This window comes from Modestobacter altitudinis (assembly GCF_005930475.1).
Lineage (GTDB): Bacteria > Actinomycetota > Actinomycetes > Mycobacteriales > Geodermatophilaceae > Modestobacter > Modestobacter altitudinis.
Window position 1 is genome coordinate 35,179 of sequence record NZ_SJEW01000005.1, and the last position, 19,076, is coordinate 54,254.

At 73.3% G+C, this 19,076-nt stretch carries 20 protein-coding genes; 12 read left to right on the top strand and 8 right to left on the bottom strand.

The annotated features are described in order from the left end of the window. Window positions 1-35: 35 nt before the first annotated feature. Entirely contained in the window at window positions 36-1,052 is a 1,017-nt protein-coding gene (locus tag FHL79_RS03395) for a LysR family transcriptional regulator (RefSeq protein WP_138757219.1), read from the bottom strand. A gap of 111 nt (window positions 1,053-1,163) precedes the next feature. On the opposite strand from FHL79_RS03395, the gene FHL79_RS03400 reads away from it, so the two are divergent. The 7 genes from FHL79_RS03400 (at window position 1,164) to FHL79_RS03430 (ending at window position 7,893) form a co-directional block, all read left to right on the top strand. Next, window positions 1,164-2,090, top strand: coding sequence for a LysR family transcriptional regulator (locus FHL79_RS03400; RefSeq protein WP_138757220.1), 927 nt, complete (start codon window positions 1,164-1,166; stop codon window positions 2,088-2,090). Between the two features lie 128 nt (window positions 2,091-2,218). Next, complete coding sequence (locus tag FHL79_RS03405; protein ID WP_138757221.1) at window positions 2,219-3,151, top strand: VOC family protein; 933 nt, start codon at window positions 2,219-2,221, stop codon at window positions 3,149-3,151. 3 nt (window positions 3,152-3,154) lie between these two features. Continuing rightward, the gene (locus tag FHL79_RS03410; RefSeq protein WP_138757222.1) at window positions 3,155-4,069 is read left to right on the top strand and encodes an alpha/beta hydrolase fold domain-containing protein; all 915 of its coding nucleotides are present in this window, start codon (window positions 3,155-3,157) and stop codon (window positions 4,067-4,069) included. 731 nt (window positions 4,070-4,800) lie between these two features. After that, the gene (locus FHL79_RS03415; RefSeq protein WP_171057987.1) at window positions 4,801-5,925 is read left to right on the top strand and encodes a 3-hydroxyacyl-CoA dehydrogenase family protein; all 1,125 of its coding nucleotides are present in this window, start codon (window positions 4,801-4,803) and stop codon (window positions 5,923-5,925) included. 11 nt (window positions 5,926-5,936) lie between these two features. Then, window positions 5,937-6,446, top strand: coding sequence for a nuclear transport factor 2 family protein (locus tag FHL79_RS03420; protein ID WP_138757224.1), 510 nt, complete (start codon window positions 5,937-5,939; stop codon window positions 6,444-6,446). Beyond that, on the top strand, window positions 6,443-7,207 hold the full coding sequence (locus tag FHL79_RS03425) for an enoyl-CoA hydratase/isomerase family protein (protein WP_138757225.1): 765 nt from the start codon (window positions 6,443-6,445) through the stop codon (window positions 7,205-7,207). Before FHL79_RS03420 ends, FHL79_RS03425 begins: the two co-directional genes overlap by 4 nt. Continuing rightward, window positions 7,204-7,893 (top strand): alpha/beta hydrolase, encoded by a 690-nt coding sequence (locus FHL79_RS03430; RefSeq protein WP_171057988.1) that lies wholly within the window; start codon window positions 7,204-7,206, stop codon window positions 7,891-7,893. The genes FHL79_RS03425 and FHL79_RS03430 overlap by 4 nt, the downstream gene beginning before the upstream one ends. On the opposite strand, the gene FHL79_RS03435 is transcribed toward FHL79_RS03430, so the two are convergent. The 7 genes from FHL79_RS03435 to FHL79_RS03465 all read right to left on the bottom strand — a co-directional run bounded on the left by FHL79_RS03435 (window position 7,883) and on the right by FHL79_RS03465 (window position 14,072). Then, entirely contained in the window at window positions 7,883-8,557 is a 675-nt protein-coding gene (locus FHL79_RS03435) for a 3-oxoacid CoA-transferase subunit B (protein ID WP_138757227.1), read from the bottom strand. The genes FHL79_RS03430 and FHL79_RS03435 overlap by 11 nt on opposite strands. Continuing rightward, a complete protein-coding gene (locus FHL79_RS03440) occupies window positions 8,554-9,336 on the bottom strand; it encodes a CoA transferase subunit A (RefSeq protein ID WP_138757228.1) in 783 nt (260 codons plus the stop codon). The genes FHL79_RS03435 and FHL79_RS03440 overlap by 4 nt, the downstream gene beginning before the upstream one ends. A 2-nt stretch (window positions 9,337-9,338) precedes the next feature. Beyond that, window positions 9,339-10,124, bottom strand: coding sequence for an SDR family oxidoreductase (locus FHL79_RS03445; protein WP_138757229.1), 786 nt, complete (start codon window positions 10,122-10,124; stop codon window positions 9,339-9,341). Between the two features lie 2 nt (window positions 10,125-10,126). Continuing rightward, window positions 10,127-11,080 (bottom strand): fumarylacetoacetate hydrolase family protein, encoded by a 954-nt coding sequence (locus FHL79_RS03450; protein WP_218938307.1) that lies wholly within the window; start codon window positions 11,078-11,080, stop codon window positions 10,127-10,129. Window position 11,081: 1 nt separating this feature from the next. After that, on the bottom strand, window positions 11,082-12,080 hold the full coding sequence (locus tag FHL79_RS03455; RefSeq protein WP_246080304.1) for a cyclase family protein: 999 nt from the start codon (window positions 12,078-12,080) through the stop codon (window positions 11,082-11,084). After that, entirely contained in the window at window positions 12,077-13,090 is a 1,014-nt protein-coding gene (locus FHL79_RS03460) for an amidohydrolase family protein (protein ID WP_218938308.1), read from the bottom strand. Before FHL79_RS03460 ends, FHL79_RS03455 begins: the two co-directional genes overlap by 4 nt. A gap of 61 nt (window positions 13,091-13,151) precedes the next feature. Beyond that, window positions 13,152-14,072, bottom strand: coding sequence for a LysR family transcriptional regulator (locus FHL79_RS03465; RefSeq protein WP_179966081.1), 921 nt, complete (start codon window positions 14,070-14,072; stop codon window positions 13,152-13,154). An 89-nt stretch (window positions 14,073-14,161) separates the two neighbouring features. On the opposite strand from FHL79_RS03465, the gene FHL79_RS03470 reads away from it, so the two are divergent. From FHL79_RS03470 to FHL79_RS03490, 5 genes are all read left to right on the top strand, one after another. Further along, complete coding sequence (locus FHL79_RS03470; RefSeq protein ID WP_138757232.1) at window positions 14,162-15,025, top strand: ABC transporter ATP-binding protein; 864 nt, start codon at window positions 14,162-14,164, stop codon at window positions 15,023-15,025. Further along, window positions 15,022-15,771 (top strand): ABC transporter ATP-binding protein, encoded by a 750-nt coding sequence (locus FHL79_RS03475; protein WP_138757233.1) that lies wholly within the window; start codon window positions 15,022-15,024, stop codon window positions 15,769-15,771. Before FHL79_RS03470 ends, FHL79_RS03475 begins: the two co-directional genes overlap by 4 nt. Further along, the gene (locus FHL79_RS03480) at window positions 15,768-16,649 is read left to right on the top strand and encodes a branched-chain amino acid ABC transporter permease (RefSeq protein WP_138757234.1); all 882 of its coding nucleotides are present in this window, start codon (window positions 15,768-15,770) and stop codon (window positions 16,647-16,649) included. Before FHL79_RS03475 ends, FHL79_RS03480 begins: the two co-directional genes overlap by 4 nt. Continuing rightward, window positions 16,649-17,731 (top strand): branched-chain amino acid ABC transporter permease, encoded by a 1,083-nt coding sequence (locus FHL79_RS03485; RefSeq protein WP_138757235.1) that lies wholly within the window; start codon window positions 16,649-16,651, stop codon window positions 17,729-17,731. The genes FHL79_RS03480 and FHL79_RS03485 overlap by 1 nt, the downstream gene beginning before the upstream one ends. A gap of 85 nt (window positions 17,732-17,816) precedes the next feature. Beyond that, entirely contained in the window at window positions 17,817-19,043 is a 1,227-nt protein-coding gene (locus tag FHL79_RS03490; RefSeq protein WP_138757236.1) for an ABC transporter substrate-binding protein, read from the top strand. The last annotated feature ends 33 nt before the right edge of the window (window positions 19,044-19,076 follow it).

The following is a 19,076-nucleotide window of genomic DNA, read 5'->3' on the forward strand; positions in this document are numbered from 1 at the left end:
GGTCTGCAGGGCACACCCCAGTGCCCCGGACGACGCTACGCAGACGTGGCGTCCCCAGGCACCGTCGGTCTCGGCATACCAGGCATGAGCTGCCCCGCTTCGGCCGGCGACGGCGGCTGCGCACTCGCCTGCGCTGGCTCGTCGACGGCCAGTTCCACGGCGACTTCCTCCAGCACGCCGACCAACCAGCGATGCCCGGCGTCGACCGTCCGGGAGGCGTGCCACCATGCCGTCTCCAGCATGTCCACGAAGCCGAAGGGTGGCTCGACCAGCCGAAACCGCTCGTCGGCCAGGAACCGGTGGACGAGCCGCTCGGGCACGACGGCGACAGCCTCCGTCCCGAGCACGGCGAAGGGCAGCAGGAGGAAGCCCCGGGCCTGGATCGCCACGCGGCGGACGATGCGGAGCTGTCCGAGCACCCGGTCCATCGGTGTGACGGCGTCGTTGTGGAACACGGTCACCGCATGCGGCATCGCCTGCAGTGCGTCGAGATCGAGGCCGCCGTCGCGGAGGTAGGGATTGTCCCGGGCCACCAGGCACACCAGGCGGTCGTGGAACAGGAAGGTGTGTTCCCCGGCGAACCCGAAGCCGAGCGGACCGACCACCAGGTCGTACCGCAACAGGGCACCCGGCGAGTTGACCAGGTCGTCCGGGAGGTCGACGAAGCGCAGCCGCACCGACGGGGCCTTCTCGCGCACCCGTCTCCTCAACGGTTCGAGCAGCACGGTCATCGCATAGTCGCTGGCCGTCACCGTGTACACCCGGTCGCTCGTCCTCGGATCGAAGACGTCCGTCACCCGCAGCGCCTCTCGTAGCAGGCGCAGCGCCTCCTGCACCTGCGGGAGCAGGTCGCGCGCCAGCGGGGTGAGTTGGTACTCCCGGCCGACCCGGACCAGCAACTCGTCGTTGAAGTGGCGGCGGTAGCGCCCCAGCACGCCGCTCATCGCAGGCTGAGCCATCCCGACCTTCGCGCCGGCGCGGGTGAGGTTCCCCTCCTCGAGCACAGCCCCGAGCGCGGCCAGCGTGTTGAGGTCGAAGGCCCCCAGGTCCACCGCTCCTCCATCGCGACATCGTCGTCACGGCCGCCCCGATGACGGAGCGCAGCTGAGGGCGCAGCCTATCCTCGGCCGCAGCCGAGCAGGGACCAGTCAGGGAGGAGCCGCATGTCCGGGGTCCGCGGCATCGACTTCAACCTCCTCGTCGCCCTCCGTGCCCTCCTCGAGGAACGCAACGTCACCCGAGCTGGGCTGGCGGTGAACATGAGCCAGCCGGCGATGAGCGCGGCGCTGGCGCGGCTGCGCGAGCACTACGGGGACGAGCTGCTGGAGCGCACCGGACGGACGTACGAGTTGACGACGCTGGCGCAGGAGCTGCTGCCGCAGGTGTCGCACGCGCTCGACGCCGTCACCACGGCGCTGGAGCCGTGGGCGGGCTTCGACCCGTCCACCAGCACCCGCCGGTTCACCGTGTCGGGGTCGGACTACGCGCTGGCCGTCCTGCTGGAACCCCTGATGACGGTGGTCCACCGGCGGGCACCGGGCATCACCGTCGACTTCGACCCGGTCCCGTTGCCAGGTAGCGACGTCGACGCCCACCTCCTGCGCCGTGATGTCCTGATCGCCGCGATGGGCTACGCCTTCCCCGGCCGCAGGCAGGTCGTCTTCTCCGACCGCTTCGTCTGCATCGTCGCGGGGAGCAACCCACGGCTGCGCGACGGCCGGCTGACCCGGGAGGACCTCGCGGAGCTGCCGTACGCCGCCGCCTTCGGTGGGCAGCTGCAGACGCCGGCCGACGCAACGCTCCTCGAGGCAGGGATCACCCCGCGCGTGGAGGTCTCGGTCCAGGGCCTGCTCGCGCTGCCCTTCGCCGTGTCGGGCACCGACCTGTGCGCGTTCGTGCCCGAACGGCTCCTCGACCGGTGCCCCCCGACCCTCGACCTCGCGGTTGCCGACCTGCCGCTCGACGATCCCGAGCTCGCGGAAGCTGCGCACTGGCACCCGTCCAGGCAGGACGATCCGAGCGTGCGCTGGCTCCGGGAGGTGCTCAAGGAGGTCTCGGCTGCTCTGGGGCACGGATTCGCCACGGCCTGATCGGCACCCATCGTGAGGGCGATGCCTGGTATGGCCGCGGTGTATTTCTGAGAGCCCCGTCACCGCGCCTAGCGTCGATGACGACATCGGCCGCCACGTGCAGCCCGGTCCTCGATGCAGGAGCGAACATGACCTCTCAGCTGATCACCCATCTCCGGCACGTCGACCTGGCCGTGCCGGACTACGACAAGCAGCTGGCCTTCTACACCGACACCTGGGGCCTGACCCAGGTCGCCGACGACACGGGGATCGCGTTCCTCGCCGCCGAGGGCTCCCCTGAGCAGTACGTCGTCCGGCTGCGCCACGGCGAGAAGCGCATGGACCTCGTGTCCTTCGGCGCCGCGAACGCAGCGGACGTCGACGCGCTCGCCGACCGGCTGATCGCCGACGGCGTCCAGATCGTGCGCGAGCCGCAGAAGCTGGACACCCCCGGAGGCGGCTACGGCTTCCGCTTCTTCGACGTGGACGGTCGCGTCGTGGAGGTCTCCAGCGACGTCGCCCTGCGGCAGCACCGCAAGATCGAGGAGCGTGAGGCCATCCCCGTCAAGCTCTCGCACTGCGTGGTCAACTCCCCGGACCCCACCCGGATGCGCGACTGGTACGCCAAGCACCTCGGCTTCCGGTTGTCCGACACGCTGGCGCACCCGCACGCCGGTGACCTCATGTACTTCATGCGGTGCAACGAGTGGCACCACTCGTTCGCCATCGCCCGCGGTCCGCACGCCTCCCTGCACCACGCGTCCTTCGAGATGCGCGGCATCGAGGAGTACATGCGCGGCACCGGCAAGATCCTGCGCGCCGGCGCCCGGATGGTGTGGGGACCGGGACGGCACCTGGCCGGTGACAACACGTTCTCCTACTTCCACGACCCGCACGGCAACACCATCGAGTACACGACCTCGATCGCCCTCCTCGACGAGGACACCTGGCACCCCGGCATCCACGACGTCACCGACCCGCTGACCCAGGACCAGTGGGGCACCGCAGACCCGATGAGCGAGTCGGTCGCCAGCACCTCGTTCAACGACCCCGACGTCCTGTTCACCCCTCCCCCGGTCTGACCGGTGTTCCTCGCCACCCACCCAGCGCTCGCCCGGCTGGCCGGTCACGCCTTCCAGCGCATCGCGCCGATCGCGCTGGCGAAGGCCGCCCCGGCGGTGCGGTTCGCCGACGTGCCAGCACGGACCGAGGTCCTCTCCGCCTCCAGCCGCCTCGGTCCAACGTCGGTGACGGCCTACCGCCCGGCCGGTGCCGATTCGTTGCCGGCGGTCTACGTGAACTTCCACGGTGGTGCCTTCCTCGTCGGGCACCCCGGCCAGGACGACCCCTGGTGCCGCTACCTGGCCGCAGCTGCGGGAGTGGTGGTGCTCAACGTCGACTACGCACTGGCGCCGCAGCACCCCTTCCCGGCAGCCGCACACCAGGCGTTCGACGTGGTCCGCTGGGCCGCCGAGGCCGGCGGTGACCACGGCTGGGACGGCACTCGGCTGGCGGTCGGGGGGCAGAGTTCTGGTGCCTCGCTGGCCGCGGCGGCCGCACGGCAGGCCCGGGACGCGGGCGCACCGCCGATCACCCTCCAAGTCCTCAACTACGGGGTCTTCGACCAGGCCGGTGACCCGGCCGACAAGCCGAAGCCCGTGCCCAGGCCCCAACTGCCGCTCCCGGTGCTGGACCTGTCCATGGGCGCCTACCTCCCCGACCCCGCACAGCGACGGCATCCGCTGGCGTCACCGGTCTTCAGCCACCCGGACGGGCTGAGGGGCATCGCCCCCGCCCTGGTCGTCGCGGCGGAACACGACCGCCTCCGCGCCGAGTCCGAGACCTACGCGGACCTGCTCGACCGAGCGGGAGCCCTGCAGGAACTCATCGTGGTGCCCGGCGCTGACCACGCCTGCAACATGCTGGCGAAGGACGACCGCCAGACCCGGGAGATGTACGACGCCATCTCGGGACGTGTGCGCGACGCCCTGAAGGCCTGACTTCGTCATCTGGCCCGCCACCTCTGCTCCCCCACCACGTCGGGCCCCACACCCGGTCACCGGCCGCGGGACGCCCGAGGCAGCCGTCAGGAGGAGTGAGCCAGGCAGGGGGAGGTCGGGGAGCTGGACGGACGTCGGGGAGCTGGACGGACGTCCACGGGCCGGTGGAGGTGGTCGCACCTCGGTGCCGCTGTACGGGAGGACCTCGGCCACGGTCCGCTGGTGGGCGGCCGCCATCCGCCGGACCACCGGCATCGGCGTAGCCCGTTCCCCGGCTCGTGGCGCGCCAGGGTGCCCAACGAGACCTTGAGGTGAGCTGCCGCCTCAGGCACCCCTCCATCGCCGTCACGGGCGACGTCCATGGGCACGTGTCGCCGGAGGTTGCGCGGGATGCAGTGCGGACGCTCGGCGAGGTCCTCGCCAACTGGCGGCCGGCTGGTGGTGGTCGGGATGGTGGTCAGACCGCCCCTGACGAGGAGCAGGGCCGCTCCGCTCCCGGTTTCCCACAAACGGCCCCTGACCGGCTGTTTCTCACGTCGGCTCACAGGACTTGGACCTGCGTCCCCCTGACCCTGTACCGGTTGCTGTACGCGGCGGCGAGGCGACCATCGGCTGCGTGGATGCCTGCACATGGGCAGATGTCATTTCCGCTGACCCACGGCGGTCAGCAGACTCGCAGGCGGCAGTGGCGCCGCTCAGCCGGGATCGGCGCGCCGAGCTCCGGAGGTCCTGTGACGTCGCCCGCTGGAGTCGTCGCTCCCCCGTCCCCGCCTGCCTTGGACGCGCTGTCCGGCCTGCTGCGCGATGCCGTCCTGCTCGCCAAGCGCGGCACCGCGACCCCGGCCGACATCGACACCGCGATGCGGCTGGGCGCCGGCCACCCGACCGGGCCGTTCACCCTGCTCGCTGGCATGACCGCCGATCAGCAGCGCGGCCTCGGTCTGCCCGGGCAGCAGCTCCCCGAGACGTCCGCCCCCGACGAGCTGCCCGCCGCGGACACCGGCTGGACCGGCCCGGTCGGCGTCGTGGGGACCGGGCACATGGCCGGCGGCATCGTCGAGACGGTGGCCCGCAGCGGGCGTCCGGTCCGGGTGCTGGCCCGCAGCCAGGCATCAGGAGACGGGCTGCGCGCCCGGCTGACGGCCAGCCTCGACCGCGCGGTCAGCCGCGGCCGGCTGGACGAGGAAGGCCGTGCCGACGTGCTGGCCCGGGTGTGGGTCACCACCGAGCCGGCTGCGCTGGCCGGGTCCGACGTGGTGGTCGAGGCAGTGGCCGAGGACCTCGACGTGAAGGTCTCCGTCGCGCACCAGCTCGACGCGCAGCTGCCCGCGTCGACGCCGCTGGCGACGAACACCTCGTCGTTCCGGGTCGCCGACCTGCGGCCGTTCGTCTCGGCCGGACGACCGGTGATCGCGCTGCACTTCTTCAACCCGGCGCCGGTGATGAAGCTGCTCGAGGTGGTGGTCCCGGACGACGTCGCGGACGCCGGCGCGCTGCGGGCGACGGCGTCCTCCTGGGCACGCGGCCTCGGCAAGACGCCGATCAGCTGCGCGGACTCCCGCGGCTTCGTGGTCAACCGGCTGCTCATCCCCTTCCTCAACGACGCCGTCCGGCTGCACGAGGACGGGCTCCCCGTCGCCGAGGTCGACGACCTGCTGCGCACCGGCGCGGGCCACCCGATGGGCCCGCTGGCGCTGGTCGACCTGATCGGCGTCGACGTCACCGTCGCCGCCCTGGAGTCCATGGCCGCCGTCGAGGACGACCCGCGCATCTCCCCCGCGGCGACCCTGCGCGAGCTCGCCGCCGCCGGTCGGCTGGGCCGCAAGACCGGCGCCGGCTTCCACACCTACTCGTGAGAGGGACCCGCATGGACGACCCACGGACGGCCACCGACCCCGCTGCCGCCTGGACCGCGCTCATCACCCGGTACTACGACGGCTGCAGCGCCGGCGACGTCGACCTGATGCTGGAGACGCTGCATCCCGACGTCGTGCACTGGTTCCTGGCACCCAACACCGGGTCGCAGGCCGTGGCGGGCGCTGAGCACCTGGCCCGCTACTGGCGCAAGGTCACCGGGATGCTGCAGGCCCGCTGGGTGGTCGACAGCATCTGCGCCACCCCGGAGCAGGCGGTCATCGAGTGGACCATGTGGTGGCTGCCCGAGGGGGCGAACGAGCGCGTCGCCACCCGTGGCGCCGAGTGGTTCACCTGCTCCGACGGCGTGATCCGGGAGATCCGGTCGTACTACCAGCTGCGCCCGGAGACCACCGAGCTCGCCGGCTTCCCCTATCCCGAGCGCGGGTACTCACTCCCCGACGCCGAGCGCAGCACGATCCACCCCCACGCCGAGCAGTACGGCCCCGGAGGCACCGCATGAGCGCCGTCGACATCACCCGGGACGGCGCGGTCGCGACCGTCACGCTGAACCGCCCGGACAGGCTGAACGCCCTGGACCGGGCCACCCGCTGGGAGCTCATCGGTGCCCTCCGCGAGGTCGCCGGCGACGACGCGGTGCGGGCGGTGGTGCTCACCGGCACTGGCCGGGCGTTCTGTGTCGGCCAGGACCTCGCGGCGGTGGAGGAGCTCGAGCACGCCGACGAGACCGTCGCCGGCTCCTACAACCCGATCGCGCAGACCATCGCCGACATGTCCAAGCCCGTGGTGGCCGCGGTGAACGGCGCGGCGGTCGGCGCCGGCCTCGGCCTGGTGCTGGCCTGCGACCTGCGGCTGGCCGCGGAGCCCGCGTCGTTCTCCTGCGCCTTCGGCAAGGTGGCGCTGGTCCCGGACACCGGGGTCTCCTGGCACCTGGTGCGGGAGCTGGGCTACGCCCGTGCCTTCGCCCTCGCCACCCTCGGCCGGACGTTCACCGCCGAGGAGGCGAAGACCTACGGCCTGGTCAACCGGGTGCTGCCTGCTGACCAGCTGGCCGCGAGCGCGCAGGAGCTGGCCGGGATGCTCGCGGCCGGCCCGACGCTGGCGTTCGCGCTGACCAAGCGCCAGTTCCGCGCCGTCGGCGAGCTGTCGTTCGAGGGGGCGCTGGCGATGGAGGCCCGGCACCAGGGCGAGGCAGCGGCCCATCCCGACCACGTCGAGGGACGCACCGCCTTCGCGGAGAAGCGCCCGGCGCGCTGGGCGTGACCGACGTCGGAGCCGTCCTGGTCCACGGCCTCTGGCACGGCGCGTGGTGCTGGGACGCCGTGCGGGCCGAGCTCGCCGAGCGGGAGGTCGAGAGCGTGGCGGTCGAGCTGCCGCTCACCGACCTCGCGACCGACACGCAGGTGACGCTCGACGCCATCGGGGGCTTCGGTCGGCCGGTGGTCCTGGTCGGCCACTCCTACGGCGGTGCCGTCGTCACCGCTGCCGGCGTCCATCCGCTGGTCCGTGAGCTCGTCTACGTCGCGGCGTTCCAGCTGGACGACGGTGAGTCGGTCAGCCGCATCCGCCCCGGCTCCGACCTCCCCGACACCCGGCTGCCCGAGGCGATGGTCGTCTCCGGTGACGAGGTGGGCATCGACCCGGAGCTCGGGCCGCGGCTGCTGTACAGCGACGTGCCAGGGGGCGCCGCCGGGGCGGCGGCTGCCCGGCTGCGGCCGGTCGGACGGATGCTCTTCCGCGGCGTCCCGGACGCGATCGCGTGGCGCACGGTGCCCTCGACCTACGTCGTCTGCGGCGCCGACGAGGTGGTGCACCCGGAGCTGCAGCGGGCGATGGCCCGGCGGGCCACGCGCACGCTGGAGTGGGACTGCGGGCACAGCCCCCAGGCCGGCCGGCCCGGGGCCGTGGCCGACCTCATCGCTGGACGGGTGGCCGTGCTCAGGGGCTGACCACGTCGGCGACCGGGATCTCCCGGACGTCGTCCGCCACCTGCAGTCGCGCCCCGCTCGCCGTCCGGACGTCGTCGACGGAGGCGCCCGGGGCGACCTCCCGCAGCACCAGCCCGCCGGGCGTCACGTCGACGACGGCGAGGTCGGTGACGATCCGCTGCACCACACCGGCCGCCGTCAGGGGCAGCGTGCACCGCTCGAGCAGCTTCGGTTCCCCGCGGCGGGTGACGTGCTCCATGGCCACAATGACCCGGCGCGCACCGTGCGCGAGGTCCATGGCACCGCCCATGCCCTTGAGCGCCTGGCCGGGCACCGTCCAGCTGGCCAGGTCGCCGCCCGCGGAGACCTGCATCGCCCCGAGCACGGCGACGTCCAGGTGACCGCCGCGGATCATCGCGAACGAGACCGACGAGTCGAAGAACGCCGCCCCGGGCTGCACGGTGACCGTCTGCTTGCCGGCGTCGATGAGGTCGGGGTCCTCGCCCCCGGGCAGCGGGAACGGGCCGACGCCCAGGACGCCGTTCTCGCTGTGGAAGACGACGTCCACCCCCGGCGGCAGAAATCCGGGCACCAGTGTCGGCAGCCCGATCCCCAGGTTGACGTAGCCGCCGTCGGGCAGCTCCTGGGCCACCCGCGCGGCGATCTGGTGTCGGGTCAGGGTCACCGGTCCACTCCCCACTGGTCGGGCTGCCCCTGCACGGTCAGCCGGTCGATGCGCTTGGGGGTGCCGGGCGGCACCTCGACGACGCGTTGGACGAAGACCCCGGGCAGGTGCACCTCGTCGGGGTCGAGCTCGTCCACGTCGACCAACTCCTCCACCTCCGCGATCGTCACCCGGCCGGCCATCGCGGCCAGCGGGTTGAAGTTGCGGGCCGCGGCGTGGAACACCAGGTTGCCGGCCCGGTCACCGAGCGCGGCGCGGACCAGCGCGACGTCGGTGCGGGTGGCGTGCTCCAGCACGTGCGGCACGCCGTCGAAGAGCTCGACCCGGCGGGGTGGGCTGGCCACGGCGACGGTGCCGTCAGGTGCGTAACGCCAGGGCAGGCCGCCGTCGGCGATGGGCGTGGCCACCCCGGCGCGCGTGTAGAAGGCGGCGATGCCCGAGCCGCCGGCTCGCAGCCGCTCGGCCAGCGTCCCCTGCGGTACCAGCTCGAGCTCGACCTCCCCGGCCTGCCACTTCGTCGCCAGGACGGCGTTGTCACCGACGTAGGACGCGGTGACCCGGCGCAGCCGACCGGCGGCCAGCAGGGTGCCGAGGCCGTGCGCGTCGGTGCCGCAGTTGTTGGAGACGACCGAGAGGTCGGTGGTCCCCGCCTCCAGCAGCGCCTGGACCAGCACCGTGGGGAGGCCACAGGTCCCGAACCCGCCGACGGCCAGGCTCGCGCCGTCCGGGATGTCGGCCACGGCTGCTGCGGCGTCGGCGACCACCTTGTCCCGTGCCATCCTCAGCCTCCGGTCTTCCGGGTCAGCCGGCGGACGCCGGCCAGCCACCGCTGCGGGTCGGCGGCCTTCTGCGCCCAGTAGGTGCCGACCTCCGGGTGCGGCAGGAGCAGGAACCGGTCCTCGGCGAGCCCGTCGACCACCGACTGCGCGACGTCCTCCGGCGTGATGACCGTGCCGGATGCGGCCACGACGGCCGCGGCCGAGCTGCCCTGCTCGAGCGGGTCGAGCAGCAGCGGGGTGGCCACCCCGAGGGGGCAGACCACGCTGACGCCGATCCCGCGGTCGCCGTACGTGACAGCCAGCCACTCGGCCAGCGCGACCGCGCCGTGCTTGGTCACCGTGTAGGGCGCATCGCCCGGGGCGGTGAGCAGCCCGGCTGCGGAGGCGACGTTGAGCAGGTACCCGCTCCCCCGCTCGAGCATCGAGGGCAGCACCGCCCGCGCCGCGTACACCTGGGAGAGCACGTTGACCGCGAAGACCTGCTCCCACACCGCGGTCGGGGTCTCCACTCCCCCGCCGGAGAAGACCCCGGCGTTGGAGCAGAACAGGTCGATCCGCCCGTGGGCGCCCAGCGTCCGCTCGACCAGGGCGGCGACCGCGGCCTCGTCGGTGACGTCGGTGGTGTCGGCGGTGCCGCCGATCTCGTCGGCCACCCGCCGGGCGGCGTCCCCGTCGCGGTCGCTCACCACGACGGCGGCCGCGCCCTCGGCGGCGAAGCGCCGGGCCAGTGCCGCGCCGATCCCGCTGCCGGCACCGGTGACGACGGTGACGGCGTCGCGCAGCCGCACGGTCAGCCCTCCCGCTGGATGCGCCGCCGGCCGCGAGGCACCGGCAGCGGGTCGGCGCCGGGGACCAGCCGGTTCTGGATCACGCCGAGCTCCTCGACCTCGATGCGCACGACGTCGCCCACCCGCAACCAGTCCGGCGCGGTGTCGGGCCGGCTGCGCTTGAGCTCGGCCAGGCAGCCGGTGCCGCACGTGCCCGACCCGAGCACGTCGCCGGGCCGGACGACGGTGCCGCGCGAGGCGTGCGCGACCAGCTCGGCGAACGACCACGCCATGTTGGAGGTGACGTCGCCACCGACCCGCTCGCCGTTGAGCCGCACCTCGGTGCGCAGCGCCAGCCGGCCGGCCTCGACCCGGTCGGCGACCTCGTCGGCGGTGACCAGCCAGGGCCCGAGGGTGACCGCGGCGTCCTTGGACTTCGACGGCCCCATCGGGAACTTGAACTCGTGCACCTGCAGGTCGCGGGCGGACCAGTCGTTGACGATCGTGTAGCCGACGATGTGCTCGGCGGCCTGCTCGGGCGTCAGGTCCGAACCGGCGCGGCCGACGACGGCTCCGACCTCGAGCTCGTAATCGTACTGGGTCACGTAGGGCGGCATCGGCACGTCGCCGTAGGGCGCGACGACCGACGCCGGGTTGCCGAAGTAGAACAGCGGCTGGTCGTACCACTCCTCCGGCGGAGGGGCCCCGGTCAGCTCGGCCAGGTGCGCCTCGTAGGTGAGGAAGTCCCGGAAGCTCGGCGGGTCCAGCAGCGGGCCGAACGACGCCTGCCCGACCTCGACGGCGTCGGCCGACCGGGTGGCCCGCCGACCGGCGTCGGCCAGTGCGTCTTTGCCACCGCGGACGACGTCCAGCATCGTGGGGCCCGGCTCGAGCAGCCGGACGACGCCGTCGGTCATCGACCCGTCGAGGACGCCTACCCGCGGGCCATCGGCCAGGAGCAGGGTGGTCAGCCGCACGTCACTTCACCGCCACGGGGTTGACCGGGGAGCCGACGGCACCGGTGAACGGCAGCGGCTGGGCGGAGAGGAAGAACTCGTAGACGCCGTCCTGCGCGCAGTCGGCGGCCAGCCCGTCGAGGTCCCACATCTCCCCCAGCAGAAGGCCGATGTGCGGCAGCGCGACCTGGTGCAGCGGCTGCATCGCGTCGGGCCACTCGTTGGGCCGCACCTCGACGCCCCAGGTGTCGGTGGCGACGGCGGCGATCTCCGAGCCGTGGAGCCAGCCGGCGGTCTCGAAGGACAGGCCCGGGGCGGGCCCGCCGGCGTAGGCACCCCAGCCCTCGCCGGCGGCCAGCCGCCGCCGGGCCCGGGTCAGCTGGCCGGTGCGGACCAGCAGGATGTCGCCGCGGCGCACCTCCGACGTCCCGCCCTGCCGGCGGACGGTCTCCGCCAGGTCGGCGCTGGTGATCGGGCAGCCGTCGGGCAGCTCGCCGTCCTCCCCGAGCGCCCGGCCGACGTCGAGCAGCACGCCCCGGCCGACGACCGGGGCGGCGAGGTGCTCGATACCGGTGGCCGAGTCGCCCTCGCTGGTCACGATCTCCCGAGCGACCCGGCCGTTGTAGGCGATGCCGTGGTCGAAGCAGTGACCGAGGCCGTCCCACTGGGTCGAGCACTGCAGCGGCATGAACACGACGTCGTCGGCGACGGACAGGCCGTGCGGCAGCCCCATCTGCTCGGCGGTGTCCATGCCGGTGGAGGTCATGGTGTGCACCGGGTTGACCCGCCGCTTCCAGCCGAACTGGGGGCCGTCGGTGTCGAAGGGCAGCGAGAGGCTGAAGGAGTCCCCGCGCCGGACCAGCGCCGCGGCTGCCGCGCGGGTGGCGGCGTCGAGGTGGTTGACCGTGCCGAGCGCATCGTCGGCGCCCCAGCGGTTCCAGTTGCCGTACCGCTTGGCGGAGTCGGCGATCGCCGCCTCGGGGTCAGGGCCGAAGTCGGTGGAGATGTCGTAGCCGTTCACGCGTCCAGCTCCAGGAGTCGGGCGGCGTTGCCGCCGCGGATGGCGTCGGTGGTGGCGGCGTCGAACCCGGCCGCCTCGAGGCGGTCGACGGGGTCCTCGACGCCCATGTCGAAGGGGTAGTCGCTGCCGAGGGTCACCTGGGTCGGACCCATGACGGTGACCAGGTGGCGCAGCTGCTCGGGGGTGTAGACCAGCGAGTCGACCCAGGTGCGGCGCAGCAGCTCGGACGGCGGCTGCTCGGTGGTGCGGGCGTCGACCCGGGCCGCCCAGGCGTGGTCGGCGCGCACGACGTAGCTGGCCAGGTAGCCACCGCCGTGCGCCGACCAGATGCGCAATCGCGGGTGTCGCTCCAGGAGGCCGGAGAACACGATCCGGGACAGGGCCAGCGCCGTCTCGGTCGGGTTCCCGACGGTGTTGAACAGGTAGTAGGCGTCCAGCCGCTCCCCCAGCGTGCATCCCCAGGGGTGGATCAGGACTGCGGTGCCGAGCTCCTCGGCAGCGGCCCAGAAGTCGGCCAGCGACGGGTCGTCCAGCTCCCTGCCGGGGCCGGCCGAGGTGGAGATCTGCACGCCCCGGACGGCGTGGTCGCGGACGGCGCTCTCCAGCTGGCCGACGGCCAGGTCGGGGTGCTGCAGCGAGACCGTGGCGATGGGGAGCAGCCGGTCAGGCTGCTGGGCGCAGAAGGCGGCCACCGACGCGTTGCTGGCCGCCGTGTAGCGGATCGCCAGGTCGCGATCTGTCCACAGGTGCGGGACCGGTGCGGCGCTCACCGCCTGGACGTCGACGCGGGCGGCGTCCATCGAGGCCAGCCGGAGGCCCGCGTCGGTCAGCTTCGGGCCGATCTCGGCGATCTGGCGCAGGTTCAGCTGCAGGGACGCGGCGCCCAGCGACGCCGCGTCGACCCCGCGCTGCTGCGCGAGACCGGGCTGCCCCTCCAGGAGGGCGTCGGCGGTGGGGACGGCGACGTGTGCGTGGACGTCGATGGCGGGGTGGTGTGACGGCGCTGACACGTCCGCCAGCATGGGTCGTGCGGGCCACCGACGGAACCGCTGATCCGGTATGCCCTCGTATTCACGGCGCGGATGACTCGGGCTCCTCGGGTCCCGACTCCGCGCCGAGGATCAGCCGGCGCAGCCACTGGTGGGCCGGGTCCCGCTGAGCGGACCGGTGCCAGTACAGGCACTCGACGAGCGGCTCCCCCAGGAACGGCAGCTCCACGACCCGGACGTCGTAGCCGAGCGCCAGCCGGCGCGCCAGCCCGGCGGGGAGGAAACCGACCCGGTCGGTGCCCTCCACGAGGGCCGGCACGGCGGAGAAGGACTCGACGTTGACCGCGCCGGTGGCGGTGATCCCCCGGACGGTGAGCAGCCGCTCGATGTGCGCCCCGGAGCCGAGGTCGTGGAAGAGGCCGACCAGGGAACGCCCGACCAGCCCCTCCTCGGTCAGGTCCCCCGCCGGCTGGTCGGCATCGACGACGGCGACCCACGGCTCGCTGGACAGGGCTGCGTTCGGGTGCCCGCTGAGGAACGCCCGGGGAGCCAGCAGGAGGTCGACACCGCGCATCACGGTCTCGCTCTCCCGGACGAAGCCGTGGTCGATCTGCACCAGGTCCACCGTGATGCCGGGGGCGACCCGGCGCAGCTCGCGGAGCCGCTCGGCGAGGAGCGTCATGCCGTAGTCACTGGCCGCGATCCGGAAGTGCTGCACCGCGGTCGCCGGATCGAAGGACGCCTGGATGCGCAGCGCCCGCTCGACCATGCCCAGCGCGGGCTCCACCGCGTGCTGCAGCTCGCGGGCGACCGGGGTCAGGGCCAGCCCGCGCCCCTCGCGGACGAGCAGCTCGTCGCCGAACTGCCGACGCAGCCGGGCGAGCGCGTTGCTCATGGCCGGCTGGCTGAGGCCGACGACCTGTGCCGCCCGAGTCACGTTCCGCTCCTGCAGCAGCGCCCGGAGCGCGACGAGCAGGTTGAGGTCCGCTCCCGCCAGGTTCATCTCAGACTTCTCCCATTCACCACATTGATGCTTTGCATCAGAAGGAACCATTTCCGTGTGATCCGGGCAACCCCCTAGCGTCCGCGGCTGTGACCCACGCCATGCCCGCCGCGGCCGCTCCACCGGCCTCGTCCGCCGAGTCCCCACCGGCCCTCGGTGCCCGTGGGGTCGGGCTGTCCTTCGCTGGACTGCGCGCCCTCGACGGGCTGCAGTTCGAGGTCCCCGCCGGTGGCACCTCGGCCGTGATCGGGCCCAACGGCGCGGGCAAGACCACGCTGTTCAACTGCATCAGCGGCCTCTACCGCCACGAGGGCGAGCTGCTGCTGCACGGTCGGCCCCTCGGTCGGCTGCGCCCCCACCAGCGGGCCCGGCTGGGCGTCGCCCGCACGTTCCAGACCCCGGCGCTGCTGGACGGCGAGTCGGCGCTGCAGAACGTGGCCCTGGGCGCGGTGGCGCACAGCCGGGTCGGCGTCCTGGACTCGATGCTCATGACGCCCCGGCGACGCCGCGAGGAGCAGGCGACGCTGGAGCAGGCGTTCGAGCTGCTGCGGCGGGCCGGCATCGACCAGCTCGCTGACCGGCCGGTCGCCGGGCTGCCGCACGGTGACCGCCGCCGGGTCGAGGTGTCCCGCGCGCTGATGAGCGCGCCCACCCTGCTCATGCTCGACGAACCCGCCGCCGGTCTGGGCGCCGAGGAGGCCCGGGACCTGCTGCGGGAGGTCGAGGAGGTCGCCGGCCCCGGCACCACGGTGCTGCTGGTCGAGCACGACGTCGCGCTGGTGATGTCGGTGGCCCGCCGGGTCGTCGTCCTGGACTCCGGGCGGCTGCTCGCCGTCGGCACGCCGGACGAGGTCCGGGCCGACCCCCGGGTCGTCGAGGCCTACCTGGGGGCAGAGGACGTCGACGAGCCCGCTCCCGAGCGGCTGCACGCGGTGTCGGAGGAGGCGTCGTGACCGCACTGCTGGAGGTCGCCGGGCTCACCGCCGGCTACGGCGCGGTCCGCGCCCTGCACGGCATCGACCTGACCGTGGGCGAGAACGAGATCGTCGCGGTGCTCGGGGCGAACGGCGCCGGGAAGACCACGCTGCTGCGGGCGCTGTCGGGCACCGTGAAGGCCGCCGGCCGGGCCTCCCTGGGCGGCCTGGACCTCACCCGGACCGGTGCGCACCGCATCGCGCGGGCCGGCCTCGGGCACGTCCCGCAGGGCCGCGGCACCTTCACCGGGCTGACCGTGGAGGAGAACGTCCGGCTGGGGCTGCTCTCCCGCCCGGCCGGGGCCCGTGGTCAGGCCGACGGCGACCTCACGCGCATCTACGAGACGTTCCCGGTCCTGCAGGAGATGCGGCGCCGCCCGGCGGGTGCGCTCTCCGGCGGGCAGCAGCAGATGCTCGCGCTGGCCCGGGCGCTGCTGGCGCGGCCCCGGCTGCTGCTCATCGACGAGCCGTCGCTGGGCCTGGCCCCGCTCACCTCCGCGGACATGTTCGCCGTCCTCTCCCGGCTGCGGGAGGAGTGGTCCCTGTCTGTGCTGCTGGCCGAGCAGAACGCCCGGGCGTCGCTGAAGGTCGCCGACCGCGGCGTGGTCCTCGCCCGCGGCCGGGTGGTGGCCACCGCCCCCGCCGCCGAGCTCGCTGCCGACGCGTCGCTGCGCGCGGCCTACCTCGGCACCGCCGCCGACAGCCCCGAAGGGGTGACCGCATGACCGAGTTCCTCCAACAGACCGTGTCAGGACTGACGACCGGCCTGGTCTATGCCGCCCTGGCCCTCGCCATCGCGCTGATCTTCCAGGGCACCGGCACGCTGAACTTCGCCCAGGGCGAGTTCGCCACCCTGGCCGCCTTCGTCGCCTTCGCCCTCAGCACCGCCGGGCTGTCCTGGTGGCTGGTCGTCCCGGTGCTCGTCGTGGTGGCGTTCGTCTTCGGCGCCGGCGTGGAGCGACTGCTCGTCCGGCCGGTGGAGAACAGCGGCCCGCTGGCCCTGCTGACCGTCACCGCCGCCCTGCTGCTGGGCACCAACGCGGTGACCGCGCTGATCTGGGGTACCGACGTCCGGTCGATGCCCAGCCCGTTCGGGGACTCCGTCTTCCACGTCGGGGCGCTGACGTTCACCGCGCAGGCGCTGGGCGGCGGGGCGCTGGTGCTCGTCACCATGCTGGTCTGCGGTGCGGTGTTCCGGTTCACGCCGCTGGGGCTGCGGCTGCGGGCCGTCGCGGACAACCCGGACTCCGCCCGGCTGCTGGGCATCTCCACCGGGCTGATGCTCGCCGTCGGCTGGGGCATCGCGGCCGCCGTCGGCGCGATCGCCGGCCTGGTCGCCGCGCCCACCCTGGGCCTGTCCCCCGAGCTGATGACCAACGCCCTGCTGCTGGCGCTGGCCGCGACCACTCTCGGCGGGTTCTCCAGCCGGCTGGGTGCGGTGGTCGGCGGCCTGCTGGTCGGCGTGCTGTCCAACCTGGCCAGCAGGTACGTGCCGGGCATCGGCGGTGACCTGCAGCTCGTCGTCCCCTTCGCGATCATCTTCCTGGTCCTGCTCGTCCGCCCGCAGGGTCTGTTCGGTCGCGCCTCGACGGTGCGTGCCTGATGGCCACCTCGATCTCCGAGCCGGCCGGCGCTGTCCCGGCCACGCAGGCCGCCCCGGGCGCCGCGAGCGCCCTGACCACCCCGGGCCGGGTCGTCCACCGGCCGATCTGGCGGCGCCCGGTCACGTGGGCGTGGACCGCGCTGTTCGTCGTCGGCCTGCTGCTGCCCTTCCTGATCAGCGACTACGACCTGTTCAAGGCCACCCGGGTGCTCACCATCGCGATCGCGGTGGCCGGCCTCAACCTGCTCATCGGCCGGGCCGGGCAGATCAGCGCCGGGCACGGCGCGCTGTACGGGCTCGGCGCGTACACCGCGATGATCCTGGTCAAGGAGCTGGACTGGGCCTGGCCCCTGGCGGTCCTGGCGGCCGTCGCGGTGTCCGGGGTGGCCGGCTGGCTGATCGGCCTGCCGGCGCTGCGGGTCCGCGGGCTGAACCTGGGCCTGCTCACCATCGCGATCGCGGCGGTCTTCCCGTTGCTGCTGAACCGGTTCTCCGGCCTCACCGGCGGCACGGTGGGGCTGCAGCTGGCCGGCTCACCGATCACCCCGCCGGAGTCCTGGGGGCTCACCCCCGAGCAGTTCCAGTTCCTGCTGCTGGTCCTCGTCGTCACCGTCGTCCTGGTGGTGCTCCGCAACCTGAGCACCGGTCCGCTGGGCCGCTCGATCGAGGCACTGCGGGTGAACCCGTTGATGGCGCGGTCGGAGGGTGTCGACGTCAACCGGCTCACGCTCACCGTGTTCGGCATCAGCAGCGCGGTCGCCGGTCTCGGTGGCGCGCTCGGCGGTCTGGTGCTGGCCTCCACCGTGCCGGACAGCTACTCGATGTTCTTCTCGCTGACCCTGCTGTCGGCGTGCGTGGTCGGTGGCTCCCGTACCTGGGCCGGTGCCCTGCTGGGCGCCGCGTTCATCGTCTACCTGCCCGACCTGATCAGTCAGCAGATCGGCAGCACGACCGGGGGTCAGTGGTCGCAGCTGGTCTACGCCGCGGCGCTGCTGCTGACGCTCTTCTTCCTCCCCTCCGGCGTGGCCGGCGGCATCGGGCGGCTGCTCGCCCGGTCGACCCGCCGCCCCGAGCGCACCTGACCCGTCCTCCCCGTTCACGGGGGCCGGCGACCGCCGTCCCCTCCCGTCCGACACTGCACCGGTGCAGTGAGAGCGAGGTACTCCCATGTCCGTTGCCACTGGCCCGTGGTCTCGTCGCGCGGTCGTCGCGCTGGCGGCCGGCAGCCTCCTGCTGACGGCCGCCTGCAGCGGCCGCAGTGACGACTCCTCCTCATCGGGCTCGGGGTCGAGTTCGGACCAGCCGATCGTGGTCGGGATGAGCTTCCCGCTCAGCGGGCCGCTCGCGGGAGCCGCAGCCGTCGCCGACGGCGCCTCGGCGTACTTCCAGCACGTGAACGCCGACGGCGGGATCAACGGTCGGAAGATCGACTACCAGCTCCTCGACGACGGCTACGACCCGGCGCGGCAGGCCGACAACGCTCGCCAACTGATCTCCGAGGACAGCGCAGGCGTCGTCCTCACCTTCGGCGGCATCTCGTCGGCGACGGCGCCGTACCTCAATGCCCAGAAGGTCGCCCAGGTCGCCTTCGGCACCCAGGCAGCGCTCTCCGACACCGACGCCACCCCCTACACCCGCGGCTGGTTCCCCGACGGCAGCTGGGAGGGCCAGGTCGTCGGACAGCACATCGCCGAGGCCGCGCCGGGCGCCACGGTGGGAGTGCTCGGCATCAACAACGACCTGACCACGAGCCAGGTCGAGGGCCTGACCGCCGCCGGGGTGACCCCGGCCAAGGTGCTCACCGTCGCTCCGGGCGTCGTCGACCTCACCAGCCAGCTGAACGAGCTGCGCGGCGCCGGCGTCGACACGCTGTTCCTCGCGGTCGTCGGCCCGGCGCAGTCGGCCACCCTGCGGACGATGGCCGACATCGGCTACAAGCCGCAGGTCTACCTCTACAGCGCCGCGTCCGACTTCGCGACGTCGATCGGTCCGGCCGGGTTGCCGAACGTGACCGGCGCCCTGACCGCTCAGTACTTCAAGGACCCCGCCGACCCGCGCTGGGCCGACGACGAGGGCGTGCAGGCCTTCCGCTCGGACATCGCCGAGTACGGGGACGCCAAGAACGCCGACAGCTACCTGGCCATCGAGGGCTACGGAGCGGCCGCAGCGATCGTCGCGACGCTCGAGGAGTCCGGCGGCGAGGGAGGCGAGGCCTTCACCGAGGCCTGGGACGGGATCGACGGCGAGGACAACCCCGCCCTGCTCCCGGACATGCAGCTCTCCGCGGGCCCCGGCAGCCGGCTGGTGCACCAGTACCGGGTGCTGCAGTTCGACGGCACCAGCTGGCAGGACGCCGGCGACGTCGTCGACGCCGCCGGCCTCACCCAGGGCTGACCGCACAGCACCCCGGGCGCCCGGCCATCCGGC

Coding starts and splice junctions, on each gene's coding strand:
- FHL79_RS03400 (WP_138757220.1), top strand. CDS start 1,164: ATGTCCGGGGTCCGCGGCATCGACTTCAACCTCCTCGTCGCCCTCCGT.
- FHL79_RS03405 (WP_138757221.1), top strand. CDS start 2,219: ATGACCTCTCAGCTGATCACCCATCTCCGGCACGTCGACCTGGCCGTG.
- FHL79_RS03420 (WP_138757224.1), top strand. CDS start 5,937: ATGGACGACCCACGGACGGCCACCGACCCCGCTGCCGCCTGGACCGCG.
- FHL79_RS03425 (WP_138757225.1), top strand. CDS start 6,443: ATGAGCGCCGTCGACATCACCCGGGACGGCGCGGTCGCGACCGTCACG.
- FHL79_RS03440 (WP_138757228.1), bottom strand. CDS start 9,336: ATGGCACGGGACAAGGTGGTCGCCGACGCCGCAGCAGCCGTGGCCGAC.
- FHL79_RS03465 (WP_179966081.1), bottom strand. CDS start 14,072: ATGAACCTGGCGGGAGCGGACCTCAACCTGCTCGTCGCGCTCCGGGCG.
- FHL79_RS03480 (WP_138757234.1), top strand. CDS start 15,768: ATGACCGAGTTCCTCCAACAGACCGTGTCAGGACTGACGACCGGCCTG.
- FHL79_RS03485 (WP_138757235.1), top strand. CDS start 16,649: ATGGCCACCTCGATCTCCGAGCCGGCCGGCGCTGTCCCGGCCACGCAG.
- FHL79_RS03490 (WP_138757236.1), top strand. CDS start 17,817: ATGTCCGTTGCCACTGGCCCGTGGTCTCGTCGCGCGGTCGTCGCGCTG.